The sequence below is a fragment of the Acinetobacter bouvetii DSM 14964 = CIP 107468 genome (assembly GCF_000368865.1).
Lineage (GTDB): Bacteria > Pseudomonadota > Gammaproteobacteria > Pseudomonadales > Moraxellaceae > Acinetobacter > Acinetobacter bouvetii.
Map to the genome: position 1 here is coordinate 823,602 of NZ_KB849726.1, position 26,352 is coordinate 849,953.

Below are 26,352 nucleotides of genomic sequence, written 5' to 3' on the forward strand. Positions count from 1 at the left end.
ATTAAAAGAAATAGCCTAAGCGGTATCAAAATACACCTTGTGACAAATCTCTTAATCTAAAATATAGAAAAGCTTATCTTTTTATTGAATAATGAGTGCAGAACAATAGAAGAAAAGAGGAGCAGCAAATGGATGTTGTCGGCTATATGCATCATGCAGATTTACTCTTGGAAGATGATCAGGGCCTGATCATTATCGGTGGCGGAAATTACGTTTTGAGCATAGGGGATCGCGTATATTTAAAACGTCAGGTCGATGGCATGCCGAATCGGTATATTATCGAAATTTCATTTGCCAGCAACCAGTACCAAGGCTTATTTGAAGACCAGTGCCAGATGAAGTTCAGCGGCAATCGCGCAGAATTAAATCAATATTTAACAGCAACGACTGTCCACTAAGGTGGAATATATTTTTTGATACAAAGAAGGCAGCATGAAGTTGCCTTTTTTATGGTGAGAATTCAGTTAAAAGTTAAAATCTTTCCAAAAATAAGTACTGTAAGCTCAGGATTTGATTATCGATTAATCAAAAAACCATCATTTAGTTGCTAAATAATGGACATCATGAAGAAACACTTTACTTGCATTAACTTTTAACTGGAATTTTAGTAAAATTAAGCAGTCCATATTATTTGCGAAGCCTGAGAATGGCTGGAATTCGCAGGTAATTTTTTAAAAAAGAGGAATAAACCGTGCTAGAAGCTTACCGCCAACACGTTGCAGAACGTGCCGCACTCGGAGTCCCGCCGAAGCCACTTGATGATGTTCAAACAGCAGCATTAGTTGAGTTATTAAAAAATCCACCAGCTGGCGAAGAAGCATTCTTAGTTGATTTGCTTGAAAACCGCGTTCCAGCGGGCGTTGACCAAGCTGCTTATGTTAAAGCTGCATTCTTAGCTGCTTTGGCTAAAGGCGAGGCGGCTTCACCATTAGTTTCTAAAGAACGTGCGGTTTACTTACTGGGCACTATGCTTGGTGGTTATAACGTTGCTCCTTTAGTTGCTCTTCTTGATGATGCAGAGCTTGCTGAATTAGCTGCTGAAGCGCTGAAAAAAACGCTTCTAGTATTTGATGCGTTCCATGACGTTGCTGATAAAGCAAAAGCGGGCAACGCAAATGCGCAAGCAGTTATGCAATCTTGGGCTGATGCTGAATGGTTCACTAGCCGTAAAGACGTTCCGGAAGAAATCAAACTTACTGTTTTCAAAGTAACTGGCGAAACCAACACAGACGACTTGTCACCTGCACAAGACGCATGGAGCCGTCCAGACATTCCATTGCACGCAAATGCAATGCTGAAAAACGTACGTGACGGTATCAACCCAGAAGTTCCTGGTGAAGTTGGTCCACTTAGCCAAATTAAAGAACTTGTTGCGAAAGGCAACCAAGTTGCTTACGTTGGTGACGTTGTTGGTACAGGTTCATCTCGTAAATCTGCAACGAACTCTGTTCTTTGGTTCTTCGGTGACGATATTCCGCACATCCCGAACAAAAAAGACGGCGGTTACTGCTTAGGTTCGAAAATCGCTCCGATTTTCTTCAACACAATGGAAGATGCTGGCGCGCTGCCAATTGAAATCGATGTTCAAAACATGAACATGGGTGACGAAATCGTTCTTAACATTGATCACGCTGCTGCAAAAGTAACTGCATCTAAAGACGGCGCTGTGATTGCTGAAGCTGAACTGAAAACTCCAGTTCTTCTTGACGAAGTTCGCGCTGGCGGCCGTATCAACTTGATCGTTGGCCGTGGTTTGACGACTAAAGCTCGTGAAGCTCTTGGTCTTGCACCATCGACTTTATTCCGTACTCCAGTTCAACCTGCTGCTACTGGCAAAGGTTTTACTCAAGCACAGAAAATGGTTGGCCGCGCTTGTGGTCTTCCTGAAGGTCAAGGCGTACTTCCAGGTACTTACTGCGAACCTAAGATGACAACTGTTGGTTCTCAAGACACAACAGGTCCAATGACTCGTGACGAATTGAAAGACTTGGCTTGCCTAGGCTTCTCTGCTGACCTTGTTATGCAGTCATTCTGTCACACAGCCGCGTATCCAAAACCAGTTGACGTTCAAATGCAGCACACGCTTCCTGATTTCATCATGAACCGTGGCGGTGTATCTTTACGTCCAGGTGACGGTATTATTCACTCTTGGTTAAACCGTATGCTTCTTCCAGATACAGTTGGTACTGGCGGTGACTCACATACGCGTTTCCCAATCGGTATTTCATTCCCAGCGGGTTCTGGCCTTGTAGCGTTCGCTGCAGCGACTGGCGTTATGCCGCTTGATATGCCTGAATCTGTACTTGTTAAGTTCAAAGGTAAAATGCAGCCTGGTATCACTCTACGTGACCTAGTGCATGCAATTCCTTACGTTGCGATTCAGCAAGGTGACTTAACTGTAGAGAAGAAAGGTAAGAAAAACATCTTCTCTGGCCGTATCCTTGAGATCGACTTAACAGAAATGGAAACTGACCTGACTGTTGAGCAAGCATTCGAACTTTCTGATGCGTCTGCTGAACGTTCTGCTGCAGGCTGTTCTATCACGCTTTCTGAAGAGAAAGTTGCTGAATACCTGAAATCAAACATCACAATGTTGAAATGGATGATTTCTGAAGGTTATGGCGATGCGCGTACTATGGCTCGCCGTGTTGAGAACATGGAAAAATGGTTAGCGAACCCATCACTTCTTAAAGCTGATGCTGATGCTGAATACACTAAAGTGTATGAAATTGACCTTGCGACAATTACTGAACCAGTTCTTTGCTGCCCGAATGACCCAGATGACGCTAAATTGCTTTCTGATGTTCAAGGCGTGAAAATTGACGAAGTATTCGTTGGTTCATGCATGACAAACATCGGTCACTTCCGCGCAACTGGTAAGTTACTTGAGAAAGTTCCTGGTGGCGTACTTTCAACTCGTTTGTGGATTGCTCCACCTACGCGTATGGACGAACGTCAATTGATGGAAGAAGGTTTCTACAATACTTATGGTAAAGCTGGCGCTCGTACTGAAATGCCAGGCTGTTCATTATGTATGGGTAACCAAGCGCGTGTAGCGCCGAACACTACTTGTGTATCGACTTCTACTCGTAACTTCCCGAACCGTTTAGGTCAAGGCGCTAACGTTTACTTAGCTTCTGCTGAACTTGCATCTGTTGCTGCTGTATTGGGTAAATTACCTTCTCCAGAAGAATATCAACAATATGCAGCTCAAATTGACAGCATGTCTGCTGACATCTACCAATACTTAAGCTTCGACAAAATGGGCGACTATACTGACGCTGCTAAAGACGTTGATACTAAGAAAATTGCTGCTGCTCAATTAACCTAAGTTATTGAAAAATAATTTTAATTGAGTTAAAAATAAGGGCTGATTTATCAGCCCTTATTTTTTATCATTATTGTTTTCAATTATAATATTAAGTAGAATAAATTTAATTATATAATTGATTTAAAATAGAAAATGGCTAAACCGAGAATTTTTATTAGTTCAACTTACTACGATTTGAGAAATATTAGATCTGATTTAGAAAAATATATTTATGATAGGAATTATGAGCCTGTCATGAATGAGCGTGGACACATTGCCTATCAAACTAAAGAAAAATTAGAAGAATATTGTTATAGAGAAATTGCGAATTGTAATATTCTAATTTCCATAATTGGGGGGAGATATGGGACGGCATCTCAACATGAAGGAAATTCGATAACACAAAAGGAGTTAAAAACAGCAATAGAGCAAGGTAAGCAAGTTTATATTTTTATTGAAAAATCAGTTTTAAATGAATATAAAACGTATGAAAAAAACAAACATTTAATTGATCAAATAGTATTTTCTTCAGTAGAAGATCCAAAAGTTTTTCAATTTATCGAAGAAGTATTAGCTTTACCATTAAATAATCAATTCACTACATTTGATTCTTCGCAAGACATTATTGGTTATTTACAAGAACAATGGGCAAGTTTATTTCATAGTTTATTGCAGGATGCATCAAAGCAAAAAGAATTAAACATGTTTCAGGATTTAAAAGCTACGGCTAAAACTTTAAATCAATTGGTAACTTTTTTAACAGAAGAGAAAAAGGCTGATAATAAGAATATTAATCAAATTTTGTTTATTAATCATCCAATTTTCAATGAGATTAAAATAAAAGCAAAATTAAATTTAAGAGTCTTTTTTTATAATTTAAAAGAGTTAGATCAACTGCTTACTTCACTTGGATTTGGTGAGATAGAAGATTCTAATGAATGGGATGATTATAATATGAAGGAGTGGGTTTATAATGATCTTTTATTGAAAATTGCATTAGATGTATTTGATGAAAATGGAAAATTAAAATTGTACACACCTGAGGAGTGGAATGATGAGTGGGTGAATACTAGAATAGTAAATCGCCAACCGTATAGGCCTATTTATAGTTCAAATAATTCTGAAACGAATAAAGCTTTAGTAGTAGATTTAGAGGATGATCTGCCATTTTGATGGAGCATAAAGGTTGTTTTAGAGTAGATTAATTTTATTTAATACCTTGAATTGATGTATGAAAATTTATAAAAACTTATTTGACATTACCTCTTCTTAAAATTATCGTAATTACCTAATGAAAATTTATATTAATGTTGATTAAAGTAAATGGCCAAACAATCCCGCTTCCTCTGTATAGGCGGTTTCCTTAACGGAACTCAAGTCAAAGACCAAGGTGACAGCTTTGTCTGTGTCGAAAAGTCTAAAAATGTGACTTACTTTAAGAAAGAAATTTTCCATCCAGATGCGTGGGATCATGACTACTACGTCTGTGAAACCACAACGGATAAGCAAGCAAGAAATTGGGTGTATGACATCGAATAGAGTTGATTGTTTATTAATTATATTTTGATGAATCGGACCAGATTTACTTGGTCTGATTTTTTACATTTAATATATGTATTTTAGAAAAAATAGTATTTGTATAAATATAGTTTAGAAACTATACATTGATAAATTAGAGCCTATCCATTGCCGACTATTCTGTTTAAAATTAAATAAATAAGCATCTTTGGATATGACATGAATTATCAATTTGATGCATTCATGACCATAGTTGCTGCAGTTGCAGTGCTATTGGTTGGTTACGTATTTGTTAATAAAGTCAGCATTTTAAAAAAATACAACATTCCAGAACCTGTAGCAGGTGGCCTCGTTGCGGCTGCCATTACATATATATTATTTGAAAGCTCAAATATTACGGTCAATTTTGACACCAATATTCAGCAGATTTTTATGCTGATGTTCTTTACTTCTGTCGGTTTAAGCGCGAGCTTGGTTAAGCTTAAAGAAGGCGGTAAATCCCTGCTGGTCTTCTTGGTTTGCGTGGTCATTTTTGTACTGCTGCAAAATGCTGTAGGCGTTAGCTTGGCCAAAACCTTAGGATTAGACCCGCTGATTGGCCTAATCACGGGTTCGGTGACCTTAACTGGCGGGCATGGCACAGCGGGGGCATGGGGAACCATTTTTGAGCAGGAACATGGTGTACAAGGCGCTATTGCCTTGGGTATGGCCAGTGCGACATTTGGATTGGTCATTGGCGGTATGATGGGTGGGCCAGTCGCTAAATTCCTGATTCGCCGCTATCAGCTGGCAGAAGAAATATCTCCTGAAACAGGCCGTAGTGAAGCGCCGCCAGCAGCGCAAACGGCACCCTTTGAGTACCCAGAAAAGACCCGTCTTATTACTGCAGATGATGCCGTAAAAACCATGGGCATGTTTGCAATTTGCATTAGTTTTGCTTATTTCATGACTGCACTTGCGAAAGGGCAATGGTTTGAGCTTCCAACTTTTGTTTGGGCGCTCATGTGCGGCGTGGTTTTACGGAATCTTTTAGAACATGGCTTGAAGGTTCAAGTGTTTGAACGCTGCATAGATGTTTTTGGCAATGCGTCTTTGGCGCTGTTTTTAGCGATGGCGTTGATGTCATTGCAGTTGTGGCTGCTGGCAGATTTGGCTGGACCGCTGGTGATCATCTTGATTGTTCAGACACTTTTCTTGGCGCTGTATTTATATTTTGTGACCTTCCGCGTTATGGGCAAAAACTATGATGCTGCAGTATTGTGCGCAGGCCAATGTGGTGTAAATTTGGGTGCAACGCCCACAGCCATTGCAAATATTCAAGCAGTGACGAACACTTATGGGGCATCGCATAAAGCTTTTTTAATTATTCCACTGACTGGCGCATTCTTTGTGGATATTGTGAATGCCTTTGTGATCCAATTTTCGATTGGCATCTTGAGTTAATTTGCCTGTTTGGAATTTTCAAAAAAAAGCACCATGAGGTGCTTTTTTTTACAGCTTTTATAAACCCGTTGGAAATGAAATCTATAGACATTAAAAAGCCCCATGGTTAGGGGCTAGTCATATCACTCGCGTGATACTCATATAAGGCTCATCTCATACTGAGTGCATTAAAGCACATTTACACAAATTTTTCAGCATAAGATTTTTAAAATCACTCAATCATCATCAAATCTGCATTGTTCGCCAGCTTAAGCGGCCGCAAGGCGAAAATAGAGCGGGTATGACGTACTCCCTTCATTTTATACAAATTTTACGCAAAAAACGTTCATAATGTTCCGAGTTTTTCACGGCAACTTTAACTAAATAATCATAATCGCCAGTTACGAGATGTGCTTCAATGACCTCAGGCATATTCGCCAGAGCTTCGCTGAATTGATTTAAAATCTCATCATCATGCCGTTCAAGCGTAATTTCGATAAAGAACAGCTCATTGATGCCAATCGCTTTTGCGTTAATATTGGCAGTATATCCTTCAATAATATTAAGAGATTCAAGGCGTTTCAGGCGCGTCCAGCAGGGAGAGGAGGATAGGCCGACTTTTTCCGCCAATTGGGTGACAGTCAAACGGCCATCTAGACGTAGCTCAGAAAGAATACGGCGGTCAATCTTATCTAAGCTGTAATTATTTTCGCTCATGAAACAGCCTGCAAAAGAATTTTCTGGATTATGAATATTTATAGCATGATTGTTCTGCAAATGAGCCGATTATTCAGAAAAACAGTAAATACATTCAGACAATTGCCGTTAATATAAACATATGATCCCTTGGCTCGTTGGGTTACTTGCTAAGGTTAAATGCACACGGTGACTGAACAGGGGTACTGTAAAGCTGCTGTGTGCATTTTTATTTCACCTTTATGATCGCCATAATAAAAAAAAGCCCGCCTGACCGGATTACGGGAAAGGCGGGGTAAACTCAAAGTTATTGAGATGAGTGCTTTTAAACAGCGAGCTGCTGCTTAATCACGGGCCAAAGGTTCTGGTGCGATTTTTTAAACATCAGCATATGGCCAATCCCTTTGTGGCCATACTCAGTCGGCTTCAATTCAATCATTGCTGTAGAGGCATTCGGGTACAGGCGCAGTAAATCTTTGACATTGGCTCGCGTGGCAATTTCATCATCAGAAGACCATAAGGCAGTGATTGGCGCTTGAATCTCATGATGAAAGTCTGTGTGCACAGTTTTGCCAATTGCATTCATCACATAACCCGGCTTGCTGCAGAACTGCGCCCATTCACGCGCAACATCTTTTGGCAGATTCTCGCCCATGCCAATGGCATGGGTTGGCCCATAGCCCAGTGTGTAGCGCGCAATCGGAAAGATGCCCTTGAACATAAGCGGTGCAAGAATTTTTGTGCGGCCTTTTAAGCCTTTTACATGTCCTGTAGAGCCAGAAACAGCCACAACTTTAGCGACTTTTTCATAATTGGGAACAATGCCCAGCAGTTGGCCGCCGGCACTATGGCCAAGCAAAATGACTTGCGCTGCACTGGTTTTTTGCAGCAGCGTATCGATGGCTGCAGGAATGTCCAGCTGGCCCCATTGCACAATGCTGGCGGTCGATTTGCTCAATGGCCCATGTAAAGAGTCACCAATGCCACGGAAATCAAAGACTAAAACATCGTATCCTTGTTCACTGAGCCAGTTGGCAAAGCTGTTGTAAAACTGCTTGGTAATACCTGTGGCTGGGCAGATGAGCACTGGGTGCTCATGTTGCTTTGTTTGGGCGGCATAAAAGCGTGCGCTGAGTCTATAGCCATCTTTACAGGTAATATTCATTGCTTCAAATTGCGACATAATTTTGCTGTATAAGTGAATTCTTTTAACTTTACTTTACACGAGTTCTAAAAAGAAACTTGATTAAAAGAGTGACTAAAAAGTCAGTTCTTGCGGCTCCTGATGGGAAGCATATAAAAGGGAATAATACATATGGGTATTGAATATTTAGATGTTGGGGTGCGCTGGGCGATTGTGTTCAGCGGTATTTTTCTATGGACAGGCATGCTGACAGGGGTGTGGAAGTATTGGCAGATCCGTCATTCAGCACAGGCAAGGTCGCATTATTATGTTGATATCGCGCATAGGAGCAGCCTGCTGTATGCGCCAGCATCACTGATTTTGGCGGTGTTGGCATATTTTTCCAGCTTTTCTGCTGCTGTGAATTTAGTCTGTGTGCTGATTAATCTCGTTTTCTTCAGTTTCTCAATCTTTAGCTATATATTGCACGGCTTTCTCAAAGACACTTCAAATCAATTTAAAAAGCCGCATCAGCTGGGCGCAACATACACACTGCCAAACGGGTTGATGAGTTTGGCAATGTTTCTGCTTATAGCTGGAGAGCTGGGTGCAACAGGGCTGCTGCTGCTGGGTGCAGGATTGAGCTTATTCACTTAAATTTGGCGAAAATTGATTGGGCATCAGCGTTTGCTGAAAATCTAAATCGATGCTGAACGACTGATATCAACCTGAATTTTATTCAATTTTTTTTCATATGGCGAGGCAGTCAAGCTGACAGGGCATGAGGAAAGTACGGCATCGGAAGCGGTTCAGTGAATGTGTAAAGAATTATTGTTATTGTGAATATGAGGCGTCTTACTGGGATGGATGACGAATCATCCATCCATCTATTATTCTAGATAATCAGAGCATTTTTGCTTACGGTACTTTGCGTCAATCACAGCCCATAAATAAAAGGCAAATGAGACAACAACCGCATAGCCAAAATATTCAAGCCTTAAGTTTCCCTGCATTAAGCCTTGAATCAATAACGTCAGCATCAGCGCAATAGTGGTGCTTAAAAAGGTCACCATATTTTTATTGGCTTTCAGAGCGTTAATGAATAATTCTTTATTGAAATGTATTGATAACATCTCCACCCCTCCTTTTGTTGTTTTTACCAAAACCTGATTGTTTTAGTAAGCTATACATTTACTTTGTACTGTTTATTTAGAAACATTTCAATAGTAAATGTCATGATTTTGTCATATATCTATGTTAGATCATGGCATATAGATTATATGACTATCAATTTTCTAAATATTGCATATAGGTCTCAACATATGGCGCTTAGGAAAAAATATGCAGTTATTTAGCCCAGTGTATATAAAGCAATATATATACCAAGCACATAGCAGTGCAGAACAGAAAATTGTATACGCTATTTATGCAGTAAAAATGGATAAAATGTAAGCGGTTTTTAGACTAAAGTAGTTGAATTTTAATTATTTAAAAATCATGTTTTAGTTTTGTTTTTATTGTAAGAATTTGTTTCTTTTTTGGGCGTGTGGCGGCGATTGCAGAATTTAAAAGAAGCGCATAGGAACAGTGAGACAAATAAAAGCATATTTGGGTAAAACATGGCAATTATCGGTCGTTTTATAAAATTATCAACTGGGTAAATATCAAATTTTGTATACTGAACATGGCTAGAAGTTTATTTTCTAACTTTGTCGATCACTGTCGCAATAACTAAAACAATCACAGAAGGAATAAGCCAAGCGAGGCTTTGTTCATTCAAAGGCAAATTTTGCAGTAACGCAGGCAGTTCAAATCCTGCAACTTTCAAGCCGTCAAAAATACCGAAAATCAGCGCAACCGCAGTAACAGGAGTAATGACCTGTGATGGCTTGTTCCAGAATTTATTGCAGAAGCTGAGTAAGATCACCACAATGGCTGGCGGATAAATCGCGCTTAAAACCGGTACAGATACAGCAATCAGCTTGGTTAAGCCTAAATTTGAAATAATTAAGGAAAAACCCACTAAAATAAAGACAAATGCTTTATAAGGAATTTTTGTCAATTCTGAGAAGTATTCTGCGCAGGCGCATGTCAGGCCAATTGCAGTTACCATGCAGGCAATAAAAATCATGGCGGAAAGGAAGTAAGCGCCCATGTCGCCAAAAGCGTGCTGAACGTATGCGTGCAGGATCACTGCGCCGTTCGCTGCATTTGGAGCAAGTTCGTGGCTGCCCATGCCCAGCTTAAACAAGCTGACATATACCAGTGTTAAACCGATGCCTGAAATGATGCTGGCAATAACAGCATATTTAGTGACGAGTTTTTTATCGGTTACGCCGCGGGAGCTAATCGCTTTAACAATCACAATGCCAAAGACCAGTGCGCCTAAAGTGTCCATGGTGAGATAGCCATTGACGATGCCTTCAGAAACGGGGCTGGTGACATAATTGTTGATTGCGGGCTGTATTTGTCCAGCAGGAATAAAAAATGCAGACAAGCCTAAAATGGCTAAGCCTAAAATTTTTAATGGCGACAGGAAGTAGCCGACCGTATCTAAAATTTTGTTTGGATACAGTGAGATAATTGTCACTAAAGCAAAATAGATGATGCTGTAGGTGAGCAGGCTGCTGGATGAGTCACCAAAGTATGATGAAAATCCAATTTCATAAGAAACTGTTGCAGTACGGGGTGTTGCGAATAAAGGGCCAACGGCTAAATAGCACACTACAGTCAGCATAATGCTGGCTGCTTTTCCTAGGGGGGAGCTTAATAGCTGAATTGAGCCTTCTACACGCGACAACGCAACAATAGTAATAACAGGTAAGCCAACGGCAGTGATTAAAAAACCAAAAGCAGCTAACCACACATGTTCACCGGCTTGCTGAGCAACAATCGGCGGAAAGATAATATTGCCTGCGCCAATAAAGAGGGCAAAGGTCATGAAACCTAAGGCAACAATATCTCTAGTACGGAGATTTGTCATAAGTAAAAGGGAGATGAAACGGTTGAAGCCGGCAATTTTAGTGCAATTTCAGTGGCTTTTGGGTTTTATTTTATAAATACTATTCATTTTTTTTATAATATTTAAACTCAATATATCTTTGGATAAATTTTTGTTTAATTTATATAACTGATTATCGTTAAAAAATATAAATCATTCTAAAAAATATGCGCTTGCTTTGCTCATTTAATTTAAGCTGCGCAGGCTGTATCCGTTTATAAAGCGGCCGGGTATAGACGCTGTAAAGCCTCATATTTGCCAAGTTTTTACGCATAAAAAACAAAAAAAATTTAAAAGGTCTATAATCGCTGAATCTTATTTGAGGATGTTGCAATGAAAGCTTCCAGTATCACAATTAAAACTGAGCAAGATATCGAAAAGCTGAGAATTTCGGGTCGTTTAGCTGCGCAAGTTTTGGAGATGATTGGGGAGTTTGTCAAGCCGGGTGTCACTACAGAGTATTTGGATGATATCTGTAATGATTTTATTGTGAATACCTTAAAAGTGATTCCTGCCAATGTGGGGTATTACGGCTATACCAAAACCACTTGTATTTCACCGAATGAAGTGGTGTGCCATGGCATCCCATCATCTAAAACAGTATTGAATGATGGCGATATTATCAATATTGATGTGGCGATTATTAAAGACGGCTACTTTGGCGATACCAGCCGCATGTACTATGTAGGCGCAATTAAGCCAGAAGCGAGACGCTTGGTTGAAACGACTTATGAAGCGATGGTGGCCGGGATTCATGCGGTAAAGCCTGGGGCAACCCTGGGCGATGTGGGGCATGCTATTCAGACTGTAGCGCACCGTGAAGGCTATACCATTGTCCGTGAATATTGCGGTCATGGCATAGGCAAGGTTTATCATGAACAGCCAAGCGTTCTGCACTATGGCCAGCCAGGTCAAGGTGTGCAATTAAAAAAAGGCATGGTCTTCACCATTGAGCCGATGATTAATGCAGGCAAAGCGCGCACCAAAGAGCTGAAAGACGGCTGGACAGTTGTGACTGCTGACCGGTCATTGTCTGCGCAATGGGAACATATGGTGCTGGTAACGGATGATGGTTTTGAATTGCTGTCGCCATGGCCGGAAGGTACGGGCAGTTACGCTGAAATTTAAGTTCAGAATCAAGAAAGTGGTCAGAAACAGCGGCTGTTTTTTCTATCTTTAAATTAGTTAATATGTTTACGACTTTAGTCTAGTATTGAAGGTGTAAAAAATATACAAATATGATTTATCAATAAGTCATGTTTGATGCGCTCTTTATTTATCAGGCTTTCAGTTAATTTGAAATTTTCAGTTAGAATTAATTTCTATTTATTGAGTCGTTTGGTTTTGCGTATGATTGCTCCATCAGATTCTGCTGTAGTTTCTGTATTAAGAGTTTCAGCCTATCCACATTGGATAGGCTTTTTTTTTGCCTAAATTTTAGAGTGCGTTAGGTGTTCTACAAGATAGTCAATAAAAACGCGCACAGCCGGCAGCAGTCCGCGGCGTGATGGATAGACTGCATGGAAAATGCCATGCGGCGCTTTCCATTTCGGCAAGACGCGCACCAACGCGCCTGACGCTAAATGATCCTGCACAATCGTATCGGGCAATAAGGCAATGCCGCAGTCTTGGCATGTCAATTGCGCCAGCATGCTTAAATCGGACCCCATAATGACGGGGTTTACACGGACTTTCTTTTGATGCTGCTGATCATCATGCACCACAATGTGCTGATCAAGATGTTCATCCGCCATGCTGAGAATCTGATGCTGCGCTAAATCCTCAGGCTGTTTTAAATCGCCATATTGATTCAAGTAGGCTTGGCTGGCAAATAAATGCTGCTCGATCGACGAAAATTTGCGGATGACTAAGTTCGGGTCATCGTCTAAATTGTCACGCACACGCAAGGCTAAATCAAAACCTTCATTGATGATGTCGACACGGCGGTTAGTCACCATCATTTGCACTCTAATTTCAGGGTACATTTTCAAAAACTTTGGCAAAATTTTGGCAATTTCATTTTGCGCAATAGAGACCGGCAGGCTGATTTTAATGACGCCGCGCGGTTTGGTGCTGAGATGATCGACCAAATCATGCGCGGCTTGGGCGGCATTCATCATCACTTGCGCATGGCGGTAAATATTCATGCCAATGTCTGTAACCGCAAAATGCCGCGAGCTGCGCTGAATCAGGCGCACGCCTAAACGTTCTTCTAAATTGTAGACGCGTCTGCTTAATTTTGATTTTGGAATGTCAGTTGCACGTTCAGCAGCGCTGAAACCGCCGTGTTCGACGACTTGAGCAAAGCAATAAAAGTCATCCAAATCGCTAAGCATAATGGGTATTCCATATTTGAGACAATATTGGAGAATTAAAAACGATCGTTGCAAATTGTCAATTGCAATTTGTAAAAGATTGAACCGGCGGGTTTCGTGTCAGGCGCTTTTTCAAGACTAAAGTCTGCTTCGAAATAATATATGTTATTCGTAGCATAGGGCCAATTTCGGCGCCTATATCAGCTGTGGCAGCTAGCATATAGGCGGAGCAACAAGCCCTAAACCATGAGGATATATCATGGAGTTAAGACATTTACGCTATTTTGTTGCGGTCGTAGAAGAACAGAGCTTTACCAAAGCGGCAGAAAAATTATTTATTGCGCAGCCGCCGTTAAGCCGCCAAATCCAAAATTTAGAACAGGAATTGGGCGCGCAATTATTTGAGCGGGGCAGCCGCCCATTGCGCACCACGCCGATCGGCCGTTTTTTTTATCAGCAGGCGTTGAAGCTGCTGTCTAATGCAGAAGAAATCAAACTGATTACTCAGCGTGCAGGGATGACTGAACGGACGATTCAAATTGGTTACGGCAGTTCATTGATGTGCGGTCTGCTGCCGCGGATTGTCTATCTATTCCGTCAGCAGCACCCGCATTTAAATGTAAAGCTGGTCGAACTTAACGGCATGGATCAGATTCAGGCGCTCAAGGAGGGCCGGGTCGATGCTTGTTTTGGCCGGGTGAGAGTCTCCGACCAGGCGGTAAAGCGCGTGATGCTGCGTGAAGAACGGCTCGTATTGGCCGTGCATTCCAGCCATGCATTTGCAAACTGCAAGCAGCCTATTTCTCTGATGCAGCTGAAGGATGAGCAGATTTTCACTTATCCGTCACAGTCAGGTTTGGGCTATGCTGCGCAAATTAAATCTTTGTTTTTGGAGTTTGGTTTAGAGCCTAAGCGCTTTCATGTACTGGATGGGCTACAGCAGTCTTTAGGCATGGTGGCTGCCGGTGAAGGCATTTGCATTGTGCCTGAATCGGTCAAGATGATGCAGTTCAGGCATGTGAATTATCTTGCTTTGGCGGATAGCGCCGCGCAAAGCCCAATTTACCTGATGGTCCGCAATGATGATGAGGGGCAATACACGCGCCCATTATTCGACTGTGTATATCAAGTCTATGATTTAGAGGCCATTGAATATGATCGGCGTGTCTTCTAGTTCGTTCATTTTTTAAAAAACAGATTTTAGCCGCTGTGCCTGCGCTATGCTTTTGTTTCTTCGCAGTTCTGTAGAAATTTGCCGATTTCTTTACTGAATTTAAAGGGTTCGCTCAGCAAAGGCGTATGCCCGGATTTTTTAAAGATGACCGCTGTTGCGTCATTCAGGCTATTGGCAATAATTTTCTGCCCGTCAGCCGGGTACAGCTTGGATTGTTCGCCAATAAAGAAAGTGGCGGGTTTATCCAGCTGGGCAATGGCAGTACGGTAATCCTCCTGGTGGTGCAGATAATTGCTGATATACCATGCTAAATAATCTAAGCGCTGGATAGGCAAAATATGAGACTGCAGGCTTGGGTGTTTGAATGCCTGTTTAATTAAAAAAGGCGCAATTCGACTGCTGGCTTGCATCTCAATAAAAGCCAGCCAGCTTTGCAATAAACTTGCGCGGTCTGCGTTATGTAGTTGATCGATGGATAGGGCGTTGGCGTTGCGCGCTAACACCTCAGAGATGCTTTCTAAAATATCAATGAACTCAGGGTGGCGTGTGCCAAATAGTCCATAAGGCCAGTCTGGGTTGGAGCGGATTTTCGGTGTTTGGTCAATATGTAAGTAGCTTTGGATTTTATCTGCAAAATTACCGTATCGCATGCCATGCATAGCCGTTGTTGCCCCCATGGAATAAGCAATCACATGGTATTGATGAATGTTCAGCTGATTTATGAGGCAATGAAGATCTTGCCAATGACTGGAAATTGCATCCAAGGCAGGAATTTTACATTGGCTGGATCCGCCAAAACCGCGCCAGTCTGGAACAATAAATTGAAATTTTTTGCGGAAGCGGTATAAAAAAGGGTGCCACTGCCAGCTTTGCATGCCTAGGCCGGATAAAACCAGTACAGGCTGGCCTGTTCCATATTCGCGGACAAAAAGATTTTCGCCATCTGACATGCGGTAATGCGGCATCACGCTTCCTTGTATTTATGTTGTTTCAATGTGATTCATGATTCTCATCAAATGCTTTTAAAGCGGGAATCAGTTTTTCCAGCCACTGAATCCAGCCAATTTCTAAATCGATCCCCAGTTGCAGAATGTGCTTATGAATAAACAGAGTGCGGTCTTGCACATCCGCATTGGCAAAGTCTTTGCTGTAAATCGCCTGATAGAGTTTTAAATTATCTTGATGCAGCTGTAAATGGCGTTCCAGCTCAGGCAGCACGGAATTTCCGCCAATTTGCGCTTCTGCGCGCAGCCGTACCATCAGTTCCTCCCGCAGCTGCGCAGGCGGACTTTGCTTGACCATCCAGCTGGCGAGTTCGCTGCGGCCTAATTGTTCAACTTGATAGGTTTTTTTGCGGCTTTGCGCATCATCTTCTTCTATCGGTGAAATCCAGCCCTTTTGCTGCATGGCGCTGAGTTCACGGTAAATCTGCTGATGCGTTGCATTCCAGAAAAAGCCCATGGAACGGTCAAAGCGCCGTGCAAGCTCAATACCTGTACTGGGTTTTTCAATCAAGCTGGTCAGTAAGACATGAGCTAAAGACATAAATAGGGCTGCTTATTAATTTTTTACACGTTTTATTATGCAACATGTTGCATAAAAATCAAATCTCGAATATAAAAGTATGCAACAAGTTGCATTAATGGCTGCGCAGATTTGATTTCAATGCGCAGCCATCATACAAACAGCCAGCGAAAGCACGCCAAGGAGAAAACATGTCTAATTATCCGCATTTACTTGCGCCTTTAGATTTAGGCTTTACCACATTAAAAAACCGCGTATTGATGGGATCTATGCACGTTGGACTTGAAGAAGTTGAAGGCGGGTATGATCGCATGGCGGCATTTTATGCAGAGCGTGCTGCTGGCGGTGTAGGGCTAATCGTAACGGGGGGTATTTCACCGAATGATCATGGCGTGACTTTTCACGGCGGTTCTAAATTAGATACCTTAGAAGAAGCTGAAAAGCATAAAGCCATCACACAAGCGGTGCATGATGCGGGCGGTAAAATTGCGCTGCAGATTTTGCATACAGGGCGTTATTCTTATCAGGCGGAAAACGTTGCGCCATCTGCAATTCAAGCGCCGATTAACCCGGTAAAACCGCATGCTCTTACGTCTGCTGAAGTGAATCAGACCATTGCGGACTTTGCCAATTGTGCAAAATTGTCGCAAATCGCTGGCTATGATGGCGTTGAAATCATGGGTTCAGAAGGCTACTTAATTAATGAATTCATCGCGGCACGGACCAACCATCGTGATGATGAATGGGGCGGAAGCTATGAAAACCGCATCCGTTTCCCGATTGAAATCGTAAAGCGCACCCGTGCAGAAGTTGGTGAAAACTTTATTATTATTTACCGCCTTTCAATGCTGGATTTGGTTGAAGGCGGGTCGACTTTAGAAGAAGTGATTCAGCTTGCTCAAGAAATTGAAAAGGCCGGCGCAACCATTATCAACACAGGGATTGGCTGGCATGAAGCGCGTATTCCAACGATTGCCACCAAAGTGCCGCGTGCGGCATTTACATGGGTGACCAAGAAGCTAAAAGGTTCGGTTCAGATTCCTTTAGTGACGTCTAACCGTATTAATACCCCTGAAATGGCTGAACATGTTTTGGCTCAGGGGGATGCGGATATGGTGTCGATGGCACGCCCAATGCTTGCGGACGCTGAGTTTGTACTCAAAGCAGAACAAGGCCGCAGCGATGAAATCAATACATGTATTGGCTGTAACCAAGCCTGTTTAGATCAAATTTTCTCCATGCAAATTGCGACGTGTTTAGTTAATCCACGTGCATGTTATGAAACTGAACTGATTTTTAAAGAAAGTGCGGCTAAGAAAAATATTGCGGTTATTGGTGCTGGGCCTGCAGGTTTGAGTTTTGCGACTTATGCCGCTGACCGTGGACATCAGGTGACTGTTTTTGATGCAGCCAGTCAGATTGGCGGGCAGTTTAATATTGCGAAGACCATTCCCGGCAAAGAAGAGTTTTACGAAACGCTGCGTTATTTTAAGCGCAAAATTGAGCTGCAGCCGCGTATTAAGCTGGTGCTGGATCATACTGCAACCTATGAAGAATTAGCGCAGTCAGATTTTGATGACATCGTGGTGGCAACAGGCGTGACTCCGCGTAAGCTGAGCATTGAAGGAATTGATCATCCTAAAGTGCTGAATTACTTAGAAGTACTGAAAGAGCGTAAGCCTGTAGGCAAGCGTGTTGCGATTATTGGCGCAGGCGGTATTGGTTTTGATACGGCAGAATACTTAAGCCATGAAGGCGAGAGCGGCAGTCTAAACCCGCAAAAATTCTATGATGAATGGGGAATCGATACCAGCTATGCCCATGTGGGCGGTTTAAAACAGCCCGTCTTGGAGCAGTCAGACCGTGAAATTTACCTTTTGCAGCGTAAAGCGAAGGCGGTCGGTGCAGGCTTAGGCAAAACCACGGGCTGGATTCACCGTACAGGGCTAAAACACCGCGATGTAAAAATGATTGCAGGCGCACATTACGACAAAATTGATGATCAAGGCCTGCACATTACGGTGAATGATCAGCCAGCGGTTTTAGAAGTGGATCACGTGATTATCTGTGCAGGGCAGGAAGAATATACAGCTATGTATGATCAGTTAAAAGCCGATGGTAAAAATGTGCATTTGATTGGCGGCGCAAAAGAAGCGGGCGAGCTGGATGCGAAGCGCGCAATCCGTCAAGGCGCTGAATTGGCTGCGGTGATTTAATGGAAGTCCCCCTTAAAAAAAGGGGGATTATCTCAAAAAAACCCACTCAACCTCCCTTTATTAAAGGGAGGCTTATTAACAAAAACAAGGACAGAAAAATGAGTATCGAAAATACCAAATCAGCAATACAAAAATGGCATCATATGCTGGAAAGCCGTGATATGAGCATCTTAGATGAACTTCTGGCCGATGACGTGGTGTTCCGTTCACCTGTGGCATATAACGCGTATCCAGGCAAGCAAGTAGTCACCTTTATTTTGACCAATGTGATTCAAATTTTTGAAAACTTTACATATCACCGTGAGTTTTACACTGAAGATGGACAGAGTGTGGTGCTTGAGTTTTCAGCGAATGTGGGTGAGAAAAAGCTGAAAGGCATTGATATGATACAGTTTAATGAGCAAGGACAGATTATTGATTTTGAAGTGATGATTCGTCCAAAAAGCGGTTTGGAAGCATTGGCTGCGCAAATGGGGCAGCGGATGGCCGCTTTTTTGCCTAAGTAATTTGCAGCCAGCGCCATCGTTAATGTTATGAATGTTGTGTCCATCATTCGGTCTAAGTGTAAAAGGGTAGATCTATGAGAAGTGTGTTGAATCAGGTCAGCCGCCGTGCATTGGCGCTGCTGGATCAGGCGATAGGTGCAGAGCAGCCTAAGCTTTATTTTAATCAGCAAGGCGAATTTAAAGCGATTTTTGACCAGCTTCCTCAGCTTCACCGCAAATATAGGCCGACGCCGTGGCTGTCCAATACGCATGCGCATTTGCTGTATTTTGACCTGATCAAAAAACGCAGTATTCATTTGAAGTATGACCAAATCGATCAACTGACGATGCAGGATGGCGGCATTACGGGCATTGCGTGGTTCGGGATGGATTTGCCGCCGGAAACGCCAACCATTGTAGTAATGCACACGATTACAGGTACGCCTGACAGCATGCGGGAGCTGGTGCAAGATCTGCATCAATACACCGGCTGGCGTATTGCGCTATGCCTACGCCGCGGTCATGCGGGACTGCCAATGCCTGTGGCTAAAATCAATTTGTTTGGCTCTACTGCAGACTTGCGCGAACAGCTGGATGACATTCAGGAAAAGTATCCAGTATCACCGCTGTACGGGATGGGCTCTTCTGCCGGTACGGGCTTGCTGGTGCGCTATCTGGGTGAGCAGGGTATTGATACTCCATTGAAAGCGGCGTTTGCCTTATGTCCAGGCTATAACACAGAACTGGGCTTTAAGCATGTGCATCCTTTTTACAGCAAAATGATGACCAAAAAACTGTTCCAAAAGTTTGTAGAACCTTATCGGCAGACTTGGCAAAACACAGCGTCATTATCTAAAGTCATGCAGTCAAAAACGCTGCTGGATTTTGAACAGGCCTATTTTGAGATGGCGGGGTTTCAAGATTACGACAGCTATAATCAATCAACTAATCCTATTTATGTTTTTGAAAAGATTGAGATACCGCTTTTGGTGCTGAATGCTGAAGATGATCCTGTTTGCCATATCCGCAATTTTGAACCCTACAAATCTGTGGTCAGCCAGATGCGCAGTGTGGCGGTTGTGACGACCAAAAAAGGCAGTCATTGCGGTTTTTATGAAGGCTTAAAGGAAACTCACTCTTGGGCGGCCAAATTGGCAGCCGATTTCTTTTTGCTGGACGCTTCAAAAACAGCGGCTTAATGAGATGAAGCAGAGGCCCGTCATTTGCGAAAATGATGGGCCTTTTGCTGTTTGAGTTGCGCTTTCGATTATATCTTCGGTTTTTCAGCCATGCTGCGCTGCATTTTTAGGGATGGAAACCTTCATTTGCAACATGACCAGCGCCAAGGCCAGAGCGCTCAGAACCGCGCCAGAATAAGATACGGTTTGATAGCTCCATCCGGCATTCAGCACGGCAGCGCCTGCGGCCGCACCGACAGCATTGCCTAAATTAAATGCGCCAATATTGACAGATGATGCAAGCCCCGGCGCTTCATGCGCGACCGACATGACCCGCATTTGCAAGGGCGGCACTACTGCAAAAGCGGCTGCGCCCCAAATGATTAAAGCAACAGCGGCGCCAATGGCTGTTTGCGCCAAAAGTGGAAAAAGCAGCATCATCAGCATCAGCAAAAGTAAAAAGCCAATAAGCGTCTTTTCTACAGAGCGGTCTGCAGCTTTGCCGCCAAAGTGGTTGCCGATTGAAAAGCCAATACCAATCAGCACCAGCATGAAGGTAATGAATTCGGGGCCTGCATGGGTCAGTGTTTTTAGGCTTGGCGCAATATAGGTATAAAGGGCAAACATGGCGCCTGAACTCATGACAGTTGTTAGCAGCGCCAAAACCACAGGCAGGCGAGTCAATGCTTTCAGCTCTGCCTTTACATTCGGTTGGGTCAATGCAGCGCCTTGCGGCAAAGCTTTCCAGAGTGCCAGCATGGTAATCAGGCCTAATCCCGAAATAGCGATAAATGAAATGCGCCAGCCGATGTTTTGGCCAATATAGGTGGCCAAGGGCACACCGCCAATATTGGCAATGGTCAGCCCCATAAACATCATGGCGACCGCAGAAGCCTGCTTGTCTTTAGGCACGACACTGGCGGCCACGACCGATCCGATGCCAAAAAATGCGCCATGATTGAGGCTGGTTATTAGCCGCGAGCCGATTAAGCTCAGATAGCTTGGCGCTGCCGCAGCCAGTAAATTGCCAACCGTAAAGATCGCCATCAATAAGATCAGGGCGTTACGCTTTGAATAGCGTGAAAACCATAAAGTCATTAATGGCGCGCCAATCATCACGCCGACTGCATAGGCGCTAATCAGCAGGCCTGCTTGGGGGATTGCAATATGCAGATCATGGGCGATTTCCGGCAGAAAGCCCATAGGTGAAAATTCTGTGGTGCCAATGGCAAAAGCGCCGATCGCAAGCGCAAGCAGAGGAAGATTGATACTCAGTCTGGTATTTTTCATTTCCAGTTTAGTCCCACTCTGGCGCTAAGTTCTCAGGATCCACTTCGCGGCCATTGCGTTCAAGTCCAGCGATGGCAAGCATGTCTTCACTGCTGAGCTGGATGTCCTGTGCGCGCAGATTTGCTGTTAAATGTTCAATTTTTGTAGAAGATGGAATCACGGAATAGCCTTTTTGCAGCGCCCACGCCAAAGCAATTTGCGCAGCCGATGCATGATGCTGCTGCGCGATTTGCATTAGAAGTGGATCATTCAGCACTTTGCCGTAAGCTAAAGTCATATATGAAGTGACATCAATGTTTTGGGCTTGGAGAAAATCAGCCAGTTTTTCATTTTGCAAATAGGGGCTGAGTTCAATTTGATTGGCCACAATATGCTCAGCGCCGATGCTGTCGATGGCTTGCTGCGTCAGCGCAATATTGAAATTGGAAATGCCGATATGCTGTGTTAGCCCCTGTTTTTTAGCTTCCAGCAGTGTTTGCATCAATTCAGGAATATCGACATTCATTTGAGGCGCTGGCCAGTGAATAAGCGTGAGATCAACGGCATCAGTGCGCAGTTGGCTTAAACTGTTTTTTAGGCTGGGAATCAGCCGGTCAGGCGCGTAATGGTCGACCCAGATTTTAGTGGTCAGGAACAGTTCTGAACGCTGAACGGGGCTTTCAGCAATGGCCTGTCCGACTTCTGCTTCGTTGCCGTAAATTTGCGCCGTATCAATGGCGCGGTAGCCAGCGGAAAGTGCATTTTTAACTGAGTCGATCACCGTTTGACCGCTTAGGCGGAAAGTGCCGACTCCAAATTTTGGAACAATCATGGTTTATTCAACAGTTTTTTGAGATCAGCGCTATAGTGCAGCAAAATTTACAGCAGAAAAATGCAGTAATTTGCAATATATTATTGATTGAAAATCATGAATAGTTGGTTTTACATGAAATCTACCATTGAAGAATTGCAGGCTTTTACGGCGATTGTGGACAGCGGTTCAATTGTGATGGCAGCGGATCGGCTGAAACAGACCGCATCAGGCGTTAGCCGCGCATTGCAGCGTTTGGAGTCGAAACTGAATGTGACGCTGCTGGAAAGAACAACCCGCAAACTTAAACTGACGCAAGAAGGGCAGCTGTTCTTAACTAAAGCCAGGCGCATTTTAAATGATCTGGCGGAGGCGGAAGATTCGCTGCTGAAATCAGATGAGGATATTTCGGGCTTAATTCGGGTAGATTCGGCGACGCCCTTTGTGCTGCATGTGATTGTGCCTTTAATGCATGAATTTATGCGAAAGTATCCAAATATTGAAATAGAGCTGAATAATCATGATCAGGTGATTGATCTGCTGGAACATCAAACGGATGTTGCAATACGGTTTGGTGAGCTGAATGACTCGACTTTGCACGCAAAGTTGCTGTGCAGAAGCCGTCTGTACATAGTGGCAAGTCCAGAATATTTAGCGCGGCATGGGCAGCCGGAGCAGGCAGCAGACTTGCTGGCGCATGAGCTGATTGGCTTTAGCCAAACGCAGCATTTGAATACGTGGCCTATCCATATTAATCAAAAAGCTTTTACAGCACAGCCTAAAATTAAGGCATCAAATGGAGAAACTGTGAGGCAGCTGGCTTTGGAAGGCATTGGCATTACCTGTTTGTCGCGCTTTTTGGTGCAGGAAGATTTGAATGCGGGACGGTTAATTGCATTATTTGAAGATCAAATTATTATGCATTATCAGAAAATTCATGCGGTGTATTATCTGCAAGAACATCTGCCAAAGCGGGTGCGCTTATTTATTGAATTTTTGGCTGAGAAATTAAAACACTATGTATAGTGAGCTGATATTGCAAAGATAAAAGCGCCAGATGAAAAAAAGCTCAGACCTGATGCTGAGCTTTTTTGACTAAGTGCTTGAATTAATTATCAAGCGCTGGTGTTGCGGCTGCAATGGCTGCAGCAACCGCATCATCTTCAGTTTGAGCTGAGGAGCTGTTTTGCTTAGGCGCAGCCTGTGTCGGCTTGTCTTCAGCTTTCGGCGCTTCAGCCTTAGGCGTAGCAGATTTTGGCGCTTCTTCAGCAGGTTTTGTATCGCGGACTTCACGGCGGATTTCAGTGGTTGTATTCGGTGTTTCTTCACGAATGACGTCTTGATGCGCAGGTACCGGTTCAATTGGCTGATTGTCAGCAGAGTCTAAACTTTCAAATTTTGCCGGTTCAGCTGGCTGTGCGTTAGAAGCAGAAGTATCAACTTGTTCTTGCTCTTCTTGCTTTGGCTCTTCTTTTTTAACACAGGCAGTAATCAGTAGGGCTGTCGCGATTGCACCGCAAATTAAAAGTTTTTTATTCATAATTGCACAAAATTAAGCGTTAAACGGATATCCATATTATAACCATAAAATAGATTATGAAAATCACCGAAATTTTAGCTAATTTTATATCGGAAATGCTGATAGAATAGCCAATTGTTTATTGTTCTATGAATTGATGCGGAATGACTTTGCTTTATTGGTGCAAGGTAAAGTAAAATTGCGCAACATTGCAGGCCTATTTAGGCTCGATTGTACGAGAAACCCAATGACCCATTTTATTTTCGTGACTGGTGGTGTAGTTTCATCACTAGGTAAAGGTATTTCAGCTGCTTCAGTTGCTGCACTTTTAGAAGCCCGTGGTTTAAAAGTGACCATGGTCAAAATGGATCCATACATTAATGTCGATCCAGGGACAATGAGCCCATTCCAGCATGGTGAAGTTTTTGTCACAGAGGATGGTGCCGAAACTGACTTAGACTTGGGTTATTACGAACGTTTCTTGCGTCGTGCGAAAATGACCAAGCTTAATAACTTTACTTCTGGCCGTGTATACCAAGACGTTTTAAATAAAGAGCGCCGAGGTGACTATCTTGGCGGAACTGTTCAAGTTATTCCACACATTACAGACAACATCAAAGAACGTGTACTTCGCGCAGGCGAAGGCTATGACGTTGCGATTGTTGAAATTGGCGGCACAGTAGGTGACATTGAATCTCTCCCATTCATGGAATCTGTACGTCAGTTGATGGTAGAACTCGGTCATAAGCGCACAATGCTTATGCACTTAACGCTGCTTCCATATATCAAATCTGCAGCTGAGCTGAAAACCAAGCCAACACAGCACTCTGTTAAAGAGCTGCTTTCAATTGGTATTCAGCCAGATATCCTGATTTGCCGTACAGAGCATGATGTTGATGCGGACACGACACGTAAAATTGCGCTGTTTACTAACGTAGAAGCGCGTGCCGTAGTTGTTTGTAAAGATGCGCGCAGCATTTACCAAATTCCACGCACGTTCTATGAGCAAAACGTAGATGATTTAATCTGTGAACGTTTTGGCTATGACAATCTTCCAGAAGCCGATCTTACAGATTGGGATAATGTGGTTGATGCGTTATTGAATCCAGAATACACCGTGCGTGTCGCGATGGTCGGCAAATACGTAGAGCTTCCAGATGCTTACAAGTCTGTAAACGAAGCGCTGCTTCATGCGGGAATCCAGAACCGTGTTAAAGTTCAGATTGACTATGTCAATGCTGAAGAACTTGAAAGCCAAGACGTTGCAGACGTATTGAAAGATGCTGATGCAATTTTGGTTCCAGGCGGCTTTGGTGAGCGCGGTACAGAAGGCAAAATGAAAGCGATCCGTTTTGCGCGTGAAAACGGTGTTCCATTCCTTGGCATCTGCTTAGGCATGCAGCTGGCTGTGATTGAATATGCGCGCAATGTTGCGGGTATTCCTGATGCAACCTCTACTGAGTTCAACCGTTCAACGAAATCACCGCTTATTGGCTTGATTACAGAATGGCTGGATGAACGCGGTGAAGTGCAGCAGCGCAGTGCAGATTCAGATCTTGGCGGCACCATGCGTCTTGGCGCTCAAAAATCTGAATTGGTTGCAGGAACGAAAACCTGTGATGTGTACGGTTCAGAAGAAATTATTGAACGTCACCGTCACCGCTATGAGATGAACAACCGCTACATTCCAGTTCTTGAAGAAAAAGGCATGAAAATTTCAGGCTATTCTCCAGTTCAGCGTTTGGTAGAAACAGTTGAAATTCCTCAACATCCTTGGTTTATTGCTGTACAATTCCATCCAGAATTTACAAGTTCACCACGTGATGGACACCCATTATTTGCTAGCTTTATTGATGCAGCTAAAAAGCAGCACCAAAAAGCCAAGTAAGCAGGGTATCGGAATCAACTAGGAAGTTTAAATGTCACAATTAAAACCACAAGAAATTGTACGTTTAGGCGATATACAAATGGCAAACCACTTGCCATTTGTACTATTCGGCGGCATGAACGTATTGGAATCAAAAGACCTCGCTTTTGAAATTGCTGAAACTTATGTGGATATCTGCAAACGCTTGGATATTCCTTATGTTTTTAAAGCAAGCTTTGATAAAGCCAACCGTTCAAGCTTGAACTCATTTCGTGGCCCAGGCTTGGAAAAAGGCATTGAGTGGCTAGCAGACATTAAAAAACATTTTAATGTGCCGATCATTACCGATGTGCATGAGCCGTATCAAGCTGCGCCTGTGGCGGAAGTTGCTGACATTATTCAGCTTCCTGCATTTTTAAGCCGTCAGACTGACCTAGTTGAAGCGATGGCTAAAACAGATGCCATCATCAATATTAAGAAAGCGCAATTCCTTGCACCGCATGAAATGCGTCATATCATGAACAAGTGCTTGGAAGCGGGGAATGACAAGCTGATTCTTTGTGAACGCGGTTCAGCATTTGGCTACAACAACTTAGTTGTAGACATGTTAGGCTTCGACATCATGAAAGAAATGAATGTCCCTGTGTTCTTTGATGTGACCCATGCACTGCAAACACCTGGTGGCCGAGCAGATTCTGCCGGCGGCCGCCGTGCCCAAATTACGACTTTAGCGCGTGCGGGTATGGCAACAGGCCTGGCAGGTTTGTTCTTAGAAGCGCATCCAGACCCTGAAAAAGCGAAATGTGACGGGCCGTGTGCGCTTCGCATTTCTCAGCTTGAACCATTTTTGGCGCAGCTGAAAGAATTGGATACTTTGGTGAAAAGCTTCCAGAAGCTGGACACACACTAAATTGGATTTACATT

23 protein-coding genes and 1 pseudogene are annotated in these 26,352 nt (G+C 43.2%); 14 read left to right on the forward strand and 10 right to left on the reverse strand.

The genetic code is table 11. The features are described from left to right. Positions 1-128 precede the first annotated feature (128 nt). The 5 genes from F941_RS06750 to gltS all read left to right on the forward strand — a co-directional run bounded on the left by F941_RS06750 (position 129) and on the right by gltS (position 6,271). Positions 129-398 (forward strand): hypothetical protein, encoded by a 270-nt coding sequence (locus F941_RS06750; RefSeq protein ID WP_005009251.1) that lies wholly within the window; start codon positions 129-131, stop codon positions 396-398. A 293-nt stretch (positions 399-691) separates the two neighbouring features. Further along, complete coding sequence (locus F941_RS06755; RefSeq protein WP_005009252.1) at positions 692-3,331, forward strand: bifunctional aconitate hydratase 2/2-methylisocitrate dehydratase; 2,640 nt, start codon at positions 692-694, stop codon at positions 3,329-3,331. Positions 3,332-3,463: 132 nt separating this feature from the next. Further along, a complete protein-coding gene (locus F941_RS06760) occupies positions 3,464-4,483 on the forward strand; it encodes a DUF4062 domain-containing protein (protein WP_005009253.1) in 1,020 nt (339 codons plus the stop codon). 150 nt (positions 4,484-4,633) lie between these two features. After that, complete coding sequence (locus F941_RS06765; protein WP_005009254.1) at positions 4,634-4,849, forward strand: hypothetical protein; 216 nt, start codon at positions 4,634-4,636, stop codon at positions 4,847-4,849. A 198-nt stretch (positions 4,850-5,047) separates the two neighbouring features. Further along, the gene (gene gltS, locus F941_RS06770; RefSeq protein ID WP_005009255.1) at positions 5,048-6,271 is read left to right on the forward strand and encodes a sodium/glutamate symporter; all 1,224 of its coding nucleotides are present in this window, start codon (positions 5,048-5,050) and stop codon (positions 6,269-6,271) included. A 211-nt stretch (positions 6,272-6,482) separates the two neighbouring features. On the opposite strand, the pseudogene F941_RS06775 reads toward gltS, so the two are convergent. Both F941_RS06775 and F941_RS06780 read right to left on the reverse strand, forming a co-directional pair. Beyond that, a pseudogene (locus tag F941_RS06775) lies at positions 6,483-6,967 on the reverse strand (Lrp/AsnC family transcriptional regulator). 304 nt (positions 6,968-7,271) lie between these two features. After that, the gene (locus F941_RS06780; protein ID WP_005009258.1) at positions 7,272-8,129 is read right to left on the reverse strand and encodes an alpha/beta hydrolase family protein; all 858 of its coding nucleotides are present in this window, start codon (positions 8,127-8,129) and stop codon (positions 7,272-7,274) included. Between the two features lie 132 nt (positions 8,130-8,261). On the opposite strand from F941_RS06780, the gene F941_RS06785 reads away from it, so the two are divergent. Continuing rightward, complete coding sequence (locus F941_RS06785) at positions 8,262-8,726, forward strand: hypothetical protein (RefSeq protein ID WP_005009259.1); 465 nt, start codon at positions 8,262-8,264, stop codon at positions 8,724-8,726. Between the two features lie 233 nt (positions 8,727-8,959). Here F941_RS06785 and F941_RS06790 read toward each other — a convergent pair whose 3' ends face one another. Continuing rightward, positions 8,960-9,202, reverse strand: coding sequence for a hypothetical protein (locus F941_RS06790; RefSeq protein WP_005009260.1), 243 nt, complete (start codon positions 9,200-9,202; stop codon positions 8,960-8,962). A 563-nt stretch (positions 9,203-9,765) separates the two neighbouring features. Then, the gene (gene brnQ, locus F941_RS06795; RefSeq protein WP_005009262.1) at positions 9,766-11,052 is read right to left on the reverse strand and encodes a branched-chain amino acid transport system II carrier protein; all 1,287 of its coding nucleotides are present in this window, start codon (positions 11,050-11,052) and stop codon (positions 9,766-9,768) included. A gap of 351 nt (positions 11,053-11,403) precedes the next feature. Here brnQ and map point away from each other — a divergent pair, with 351 nt between their 5' ends. Next, positions 11,404-12,198, forward strand: a complete 795-nt coding sequence (map, locus tag F941_RS06800; RefSeq protein ID WP_005009263.1) for a type I methionyl aminopeptidase — start codon at positions 11,404-11,406, stop codon at positions 12,196-12,198. 302 nt (positions 12,199-12,500) lie between these two features. On the opposite strand, the gene F941_RS06805 is transcribed toward map, so the two are convergent. Then, entirely contained in the window at positions 12,501-13,406 is a 906-nt protein-coding gene (locus F941_RS06805; protein ID WP_005009267.1) for a LysR substrate-binding domain-containing protein, read from the reverse strand. Between the two features lie 238 nt (positions 13,407-13,644). Between F941_RS06805 and F941_RS06810 the strand changes: the two genes are divergently transcribed. Next, on the forward strand, positions 13,645-14,559 hold the full coding sequence (locus tag F941_RS06810) for a LysR family transcriptional regulator (protein ID WP_005009269.1): 915 nt from the start codon (positions 13,645-13,647) through the stop codon (positions 14,557-14,559). Between the two features lie 44 nt (positions 14,560-14,603). Here F941_RS06810 and F941_RS06815 read toward each other — a convergent pair whose 3' ends face one another. Together F941_RS06815 and F941_RS06820 are read right to left on the reverse strand one after the other, a co-directional pair. Continuing rightward, positions 14,604-15,524: an alpha/beta fold hydrolase gene (locus F941_RS06815; protein ID WP_005009270.1), complete on the reverse strand. Its 921-nt coding sequence runs from the start codon at positions 15,522-15,524 to the stop codon at positions 14,604-14,606. A gap of 25 nt (positions 15,525-15,549) precedes the next feature. Beyond that, positions 15,550-16,104, reverse strand: coding sequence for a PadR family transcriptional regulator (locus F941_RS06820; protein WP_005009273.1), 555 nt, complete (start codon positions 16,102-16,104; stop codon positions 15,550-15,552). Between the two features lie 170 nt (positions 16,105-16,274). Here F941_RS06820 and F941_RS06825 point away from each other — a divergent pair, with 170 nt between their 5' ends. The 3 genes from F941_RS06825 (at position 16,275) to F941_RS06835 (ending at position 19,983) form a co-directional block, all read left to right on the forward strand. Beyond that, positions 16,275-18,299 carry an NADPH-dependent 2,4-dienoyl-CoA reductase gene (locus F941_RS06825; RefSeq protein WP_005009275.1) on the forward strand — a complete coding sequence of 675 codons (2,025 nt, stop codon included), beginning with the start codon at positions 16,275-16,277 and terminating at the stop codon, positions 18,297-18,299. A 98-nt stretch (positions 18,300-18,397) separates the two neighbouring features. After that, positions 18,398-18,805: a nuclear transport factor 2 family protein gene (locus tag F941_RS06830; RefSeq protein WP_005009282.1), complete on the forward strand. Its 408-nt coding sequence runs from the start codon at positions 18,398-18,400 to the stop codon at positions 18,803-18,805. Between the two features lie 74 nt (positions 18,806-18,879). Then, positions 18,880-19,983: a YheT family hydrolase gene (locus F941_RS06835; RefSeq protein WP_005009289.1), complete on the forward strand. Its 1,104-nt coding sequence runs from the start codon at positions 18,880-18,882 to the stop codon at positions 19,981-19,983. 84 nt (positions 19,984-20,067) lie between these two features. On the opposite strand, the gene F941_RS06840 is transcribed toward F941_RS06835, so the two are convergent. Both F941_RS06840 and dkgB read right to left on the reverse strand, forming a co-directional pair. Next, a complete protein-coding gene (locus F941_RS06840; RefSeq protein ID WP_005009290.1) occupies positions 20,068-21,252 on the reverse strand; it encodes an MFS transporter in 1,185 nt (394 codons plus the stop codon). Between the two features lie 7 nt (positions 21,253-21,259). Beyond that, entirely contained in the window at positions 21,260-22,063 is an 804-nt protein-coding gene (dkgB, locus tag F941_RS06845) for a 2,5-didehydrogluconate reductase DkgB (protein WP_005009291.1), read from the reverse strand. A 114-nt stretch (positions 22,064-22,177) separates the two neighbouring features. Between dkgB and F941_RS06850 the strand changes: the two genes are divergently transcribed. Then, entirely contained in the window at positions 22,178-23,068 is an 891-nt protein-coding gene (locus tag F941_RS06850) for a LysR family transcriptional regulator (protein ID WP_005009293.1), read from the forward strand. A gap of 82 nt (positions 23,069-23,150) precedes the next feature. Here F941_RS06850 and F941_RS06855 read toward each other — a convergent pair whose 3' ends face one another. Continuing rightward, complete coding sequence (locus F941_RS06855) at positions 23,151-23,582, reverse strand: hypothetical protein (protein WP_005009296.1); 432 nt, start codon at positions 23,580-23,582, stop codon at positions 23,151-23,153. Positions 23,583-23,808: 226 nt separating this feature from the next. Between F941_RS06855 and F941_RS06860 the strand changes: the two genes are divergently transcribed. Both F941_RS06860 and kdsA read left to right on the forward strand, forming a co-directional pair. Further along, entirely contained in the window at positions 23,809-25,449 is a 1,641-nt protein-coding gene (locus F941_RS06860; RefSeq protein ID WP_005009298.1) for a CTP synthase, read from the forward strand. A gap of 31 nt (positions 25,450-25,480) precedes the next feature. Continuing rightward, positions 25,481-26,338, forward strand: a complete 858-nt coding sequence (kdsA, locus tag F941_RS06865; RefSeq protein WP_005009300.1) for a 3-deoxy-8-phosphooctulonate synthase — start codon at positions 25,481-25,483, stop codon at positions 26,336-26,338. Positions 26,339-26,352 lie beyond the last annotated feature (14 nt).

Bases quoted from the DNA above. Each gene is read 5' to 3' on its own strand.
- F941_RS06750 (WP_005009251.1), top strand. From the start codon at position 129: ATGGATGTTGTCGGCTATATGCATCATGCAGATTTACTCTTGGAAGAT.
- F941_RS06760 (WP_005009253.1), top strand. From the start codon at position 3,464: ATGGCTAAACCGAGAATTTTTATTAGTTCAACTTACTACGATTTGAGA.
- F941_RS06765 (WP_005009254.1), top strand. From the start codon at position 4,634: ATGGCCAAACAATCCCGCTTCCTCTGTATAGGCGGTTTCCTTAACGGA.
- gltS (WP_005009255.1), top strand. From the start codon at position 5,048: ATGAATTATCAATTTGATGCATTCATGACCATAGTTGCTGCAGTTGCA.
- F941_RS06780 (WP_005009258.1), bottom strand. From the start codon at position 8,129: ATGTCGCAATTTGAAGCAATGAATATTACCTGTAAAGATGGCTATAGA.
- F941_RS06785 (WP_005009259.1), top strand. From the start codon at position 8,262: ATGGGTATTGAATATTTAGATGTTGGGGTGCGCTGGGCGATTGTGTTC.
- F941_RS06790 (WP_005009260.1), bottom strand. From the start codon at position 9,202: ATGTTATCAATACATTTCAATAAAGAATTATTCATTAACGCTCTGAAA.
- brnQ (WP_005009262.1), bottom strand. From the start codon at position 11,052: ATGACAAATCTCCGTACTAGAGATATTGTTGCCTTAGGTTTCATGACC.
- map (WP_005009263.1), top strand. From the start codon at position 11,404: ATGAAAGCTTCCAGTATCACAATTAAAACTGAGCAAGATATCGAAAAG.
- F941_RS06805 (WP_005009267.1), bottom strand. From the start codon at position 13,406: ATGCTTAGCGATTTGGATGACTTTTATTGCTTTGCTCAAGTCGTCGAA.
- F941_RS06810 (WP_005009269.1), top strand. From the start codon at position 13,645: ATGGAGTTAAGACATTTACGCTATTTTGTTGCGGTCGTAGAAGAACAG.
- F941_RS06815 (WP_005009270.1), bottom strand. From the start codon at position 15,524: ATGCCGCATTACCGCATGTCAGATGGCGAAAATCTTTTTGTCCGCGAA.
- F941_RS06820 (WP_005009273.1), bottom strand. From the start codon at position 16,104: ATGTCTTTAGCTCATGTCTTACTGACCAGCTTGATTGAAAAACCCAGT.
- F941_RS06825 (WP_005009275.1), top strand. From the start codon at position 16,275: ATGTCTAATTATCCGCATTTACTTGCGCCTTTAGATTTAGGCTTTACC.
- F941_RS06830 (WP_005009282.1), top strand. From the start codon at position 18,398: ATGAGTATCGAAAATACCAAATCAGCAATACAAAAATGGCATCATATG.
- F941_RS06835 (WP_005009289.1), top strand. From the start codon at position 18,880: ATGAGAAGTGTGTTGAATCAGGTCAGCCGCCGTGCATTGGCGCTGCTG.
- F941_RS06840 (WP_005009290.1), bottom strand. From the start codon at position 21,252: ATGAAAAATACCAGACTGAGTATCAATCTTCCTCTGCTTGCGCTTGCG.
- dkgB (WP_005009291.1), bottom strand. From the start codon at position 22,063: ATGATTGTTCCAAAATTTGGAGTCGGCACTTTCCGCCTAAGCGGTCAA.
- F941_RS06850 (WP_005009293.1), top strand. From the start codon at position 22,178: ATGAAATCTACCATTGAAGAATTGCAGGCTTTTACGGCGATTGTGGAC.
- F941_RS06855 (WP_005009296.1), bottom strand. From the start codon at position 23,582: ATGAATAAAAAACTTTTAATTTGCGGTGCAATCGCGACAGCCCTACTG.
- F941_RS06860 (WP_005009298.1), top strand. From the start codon at position 23,809: ATGACCCATTTTATTTTCGTGACTGGTGGTGTAGTTTCATCACTAGGT.
- kdsA (WP_005009300.1), top strand. From the start codon at position 25,481: ATGTCACAATTAAAACCACAAGAAATTGTACGTTTAGGCGATATACAA.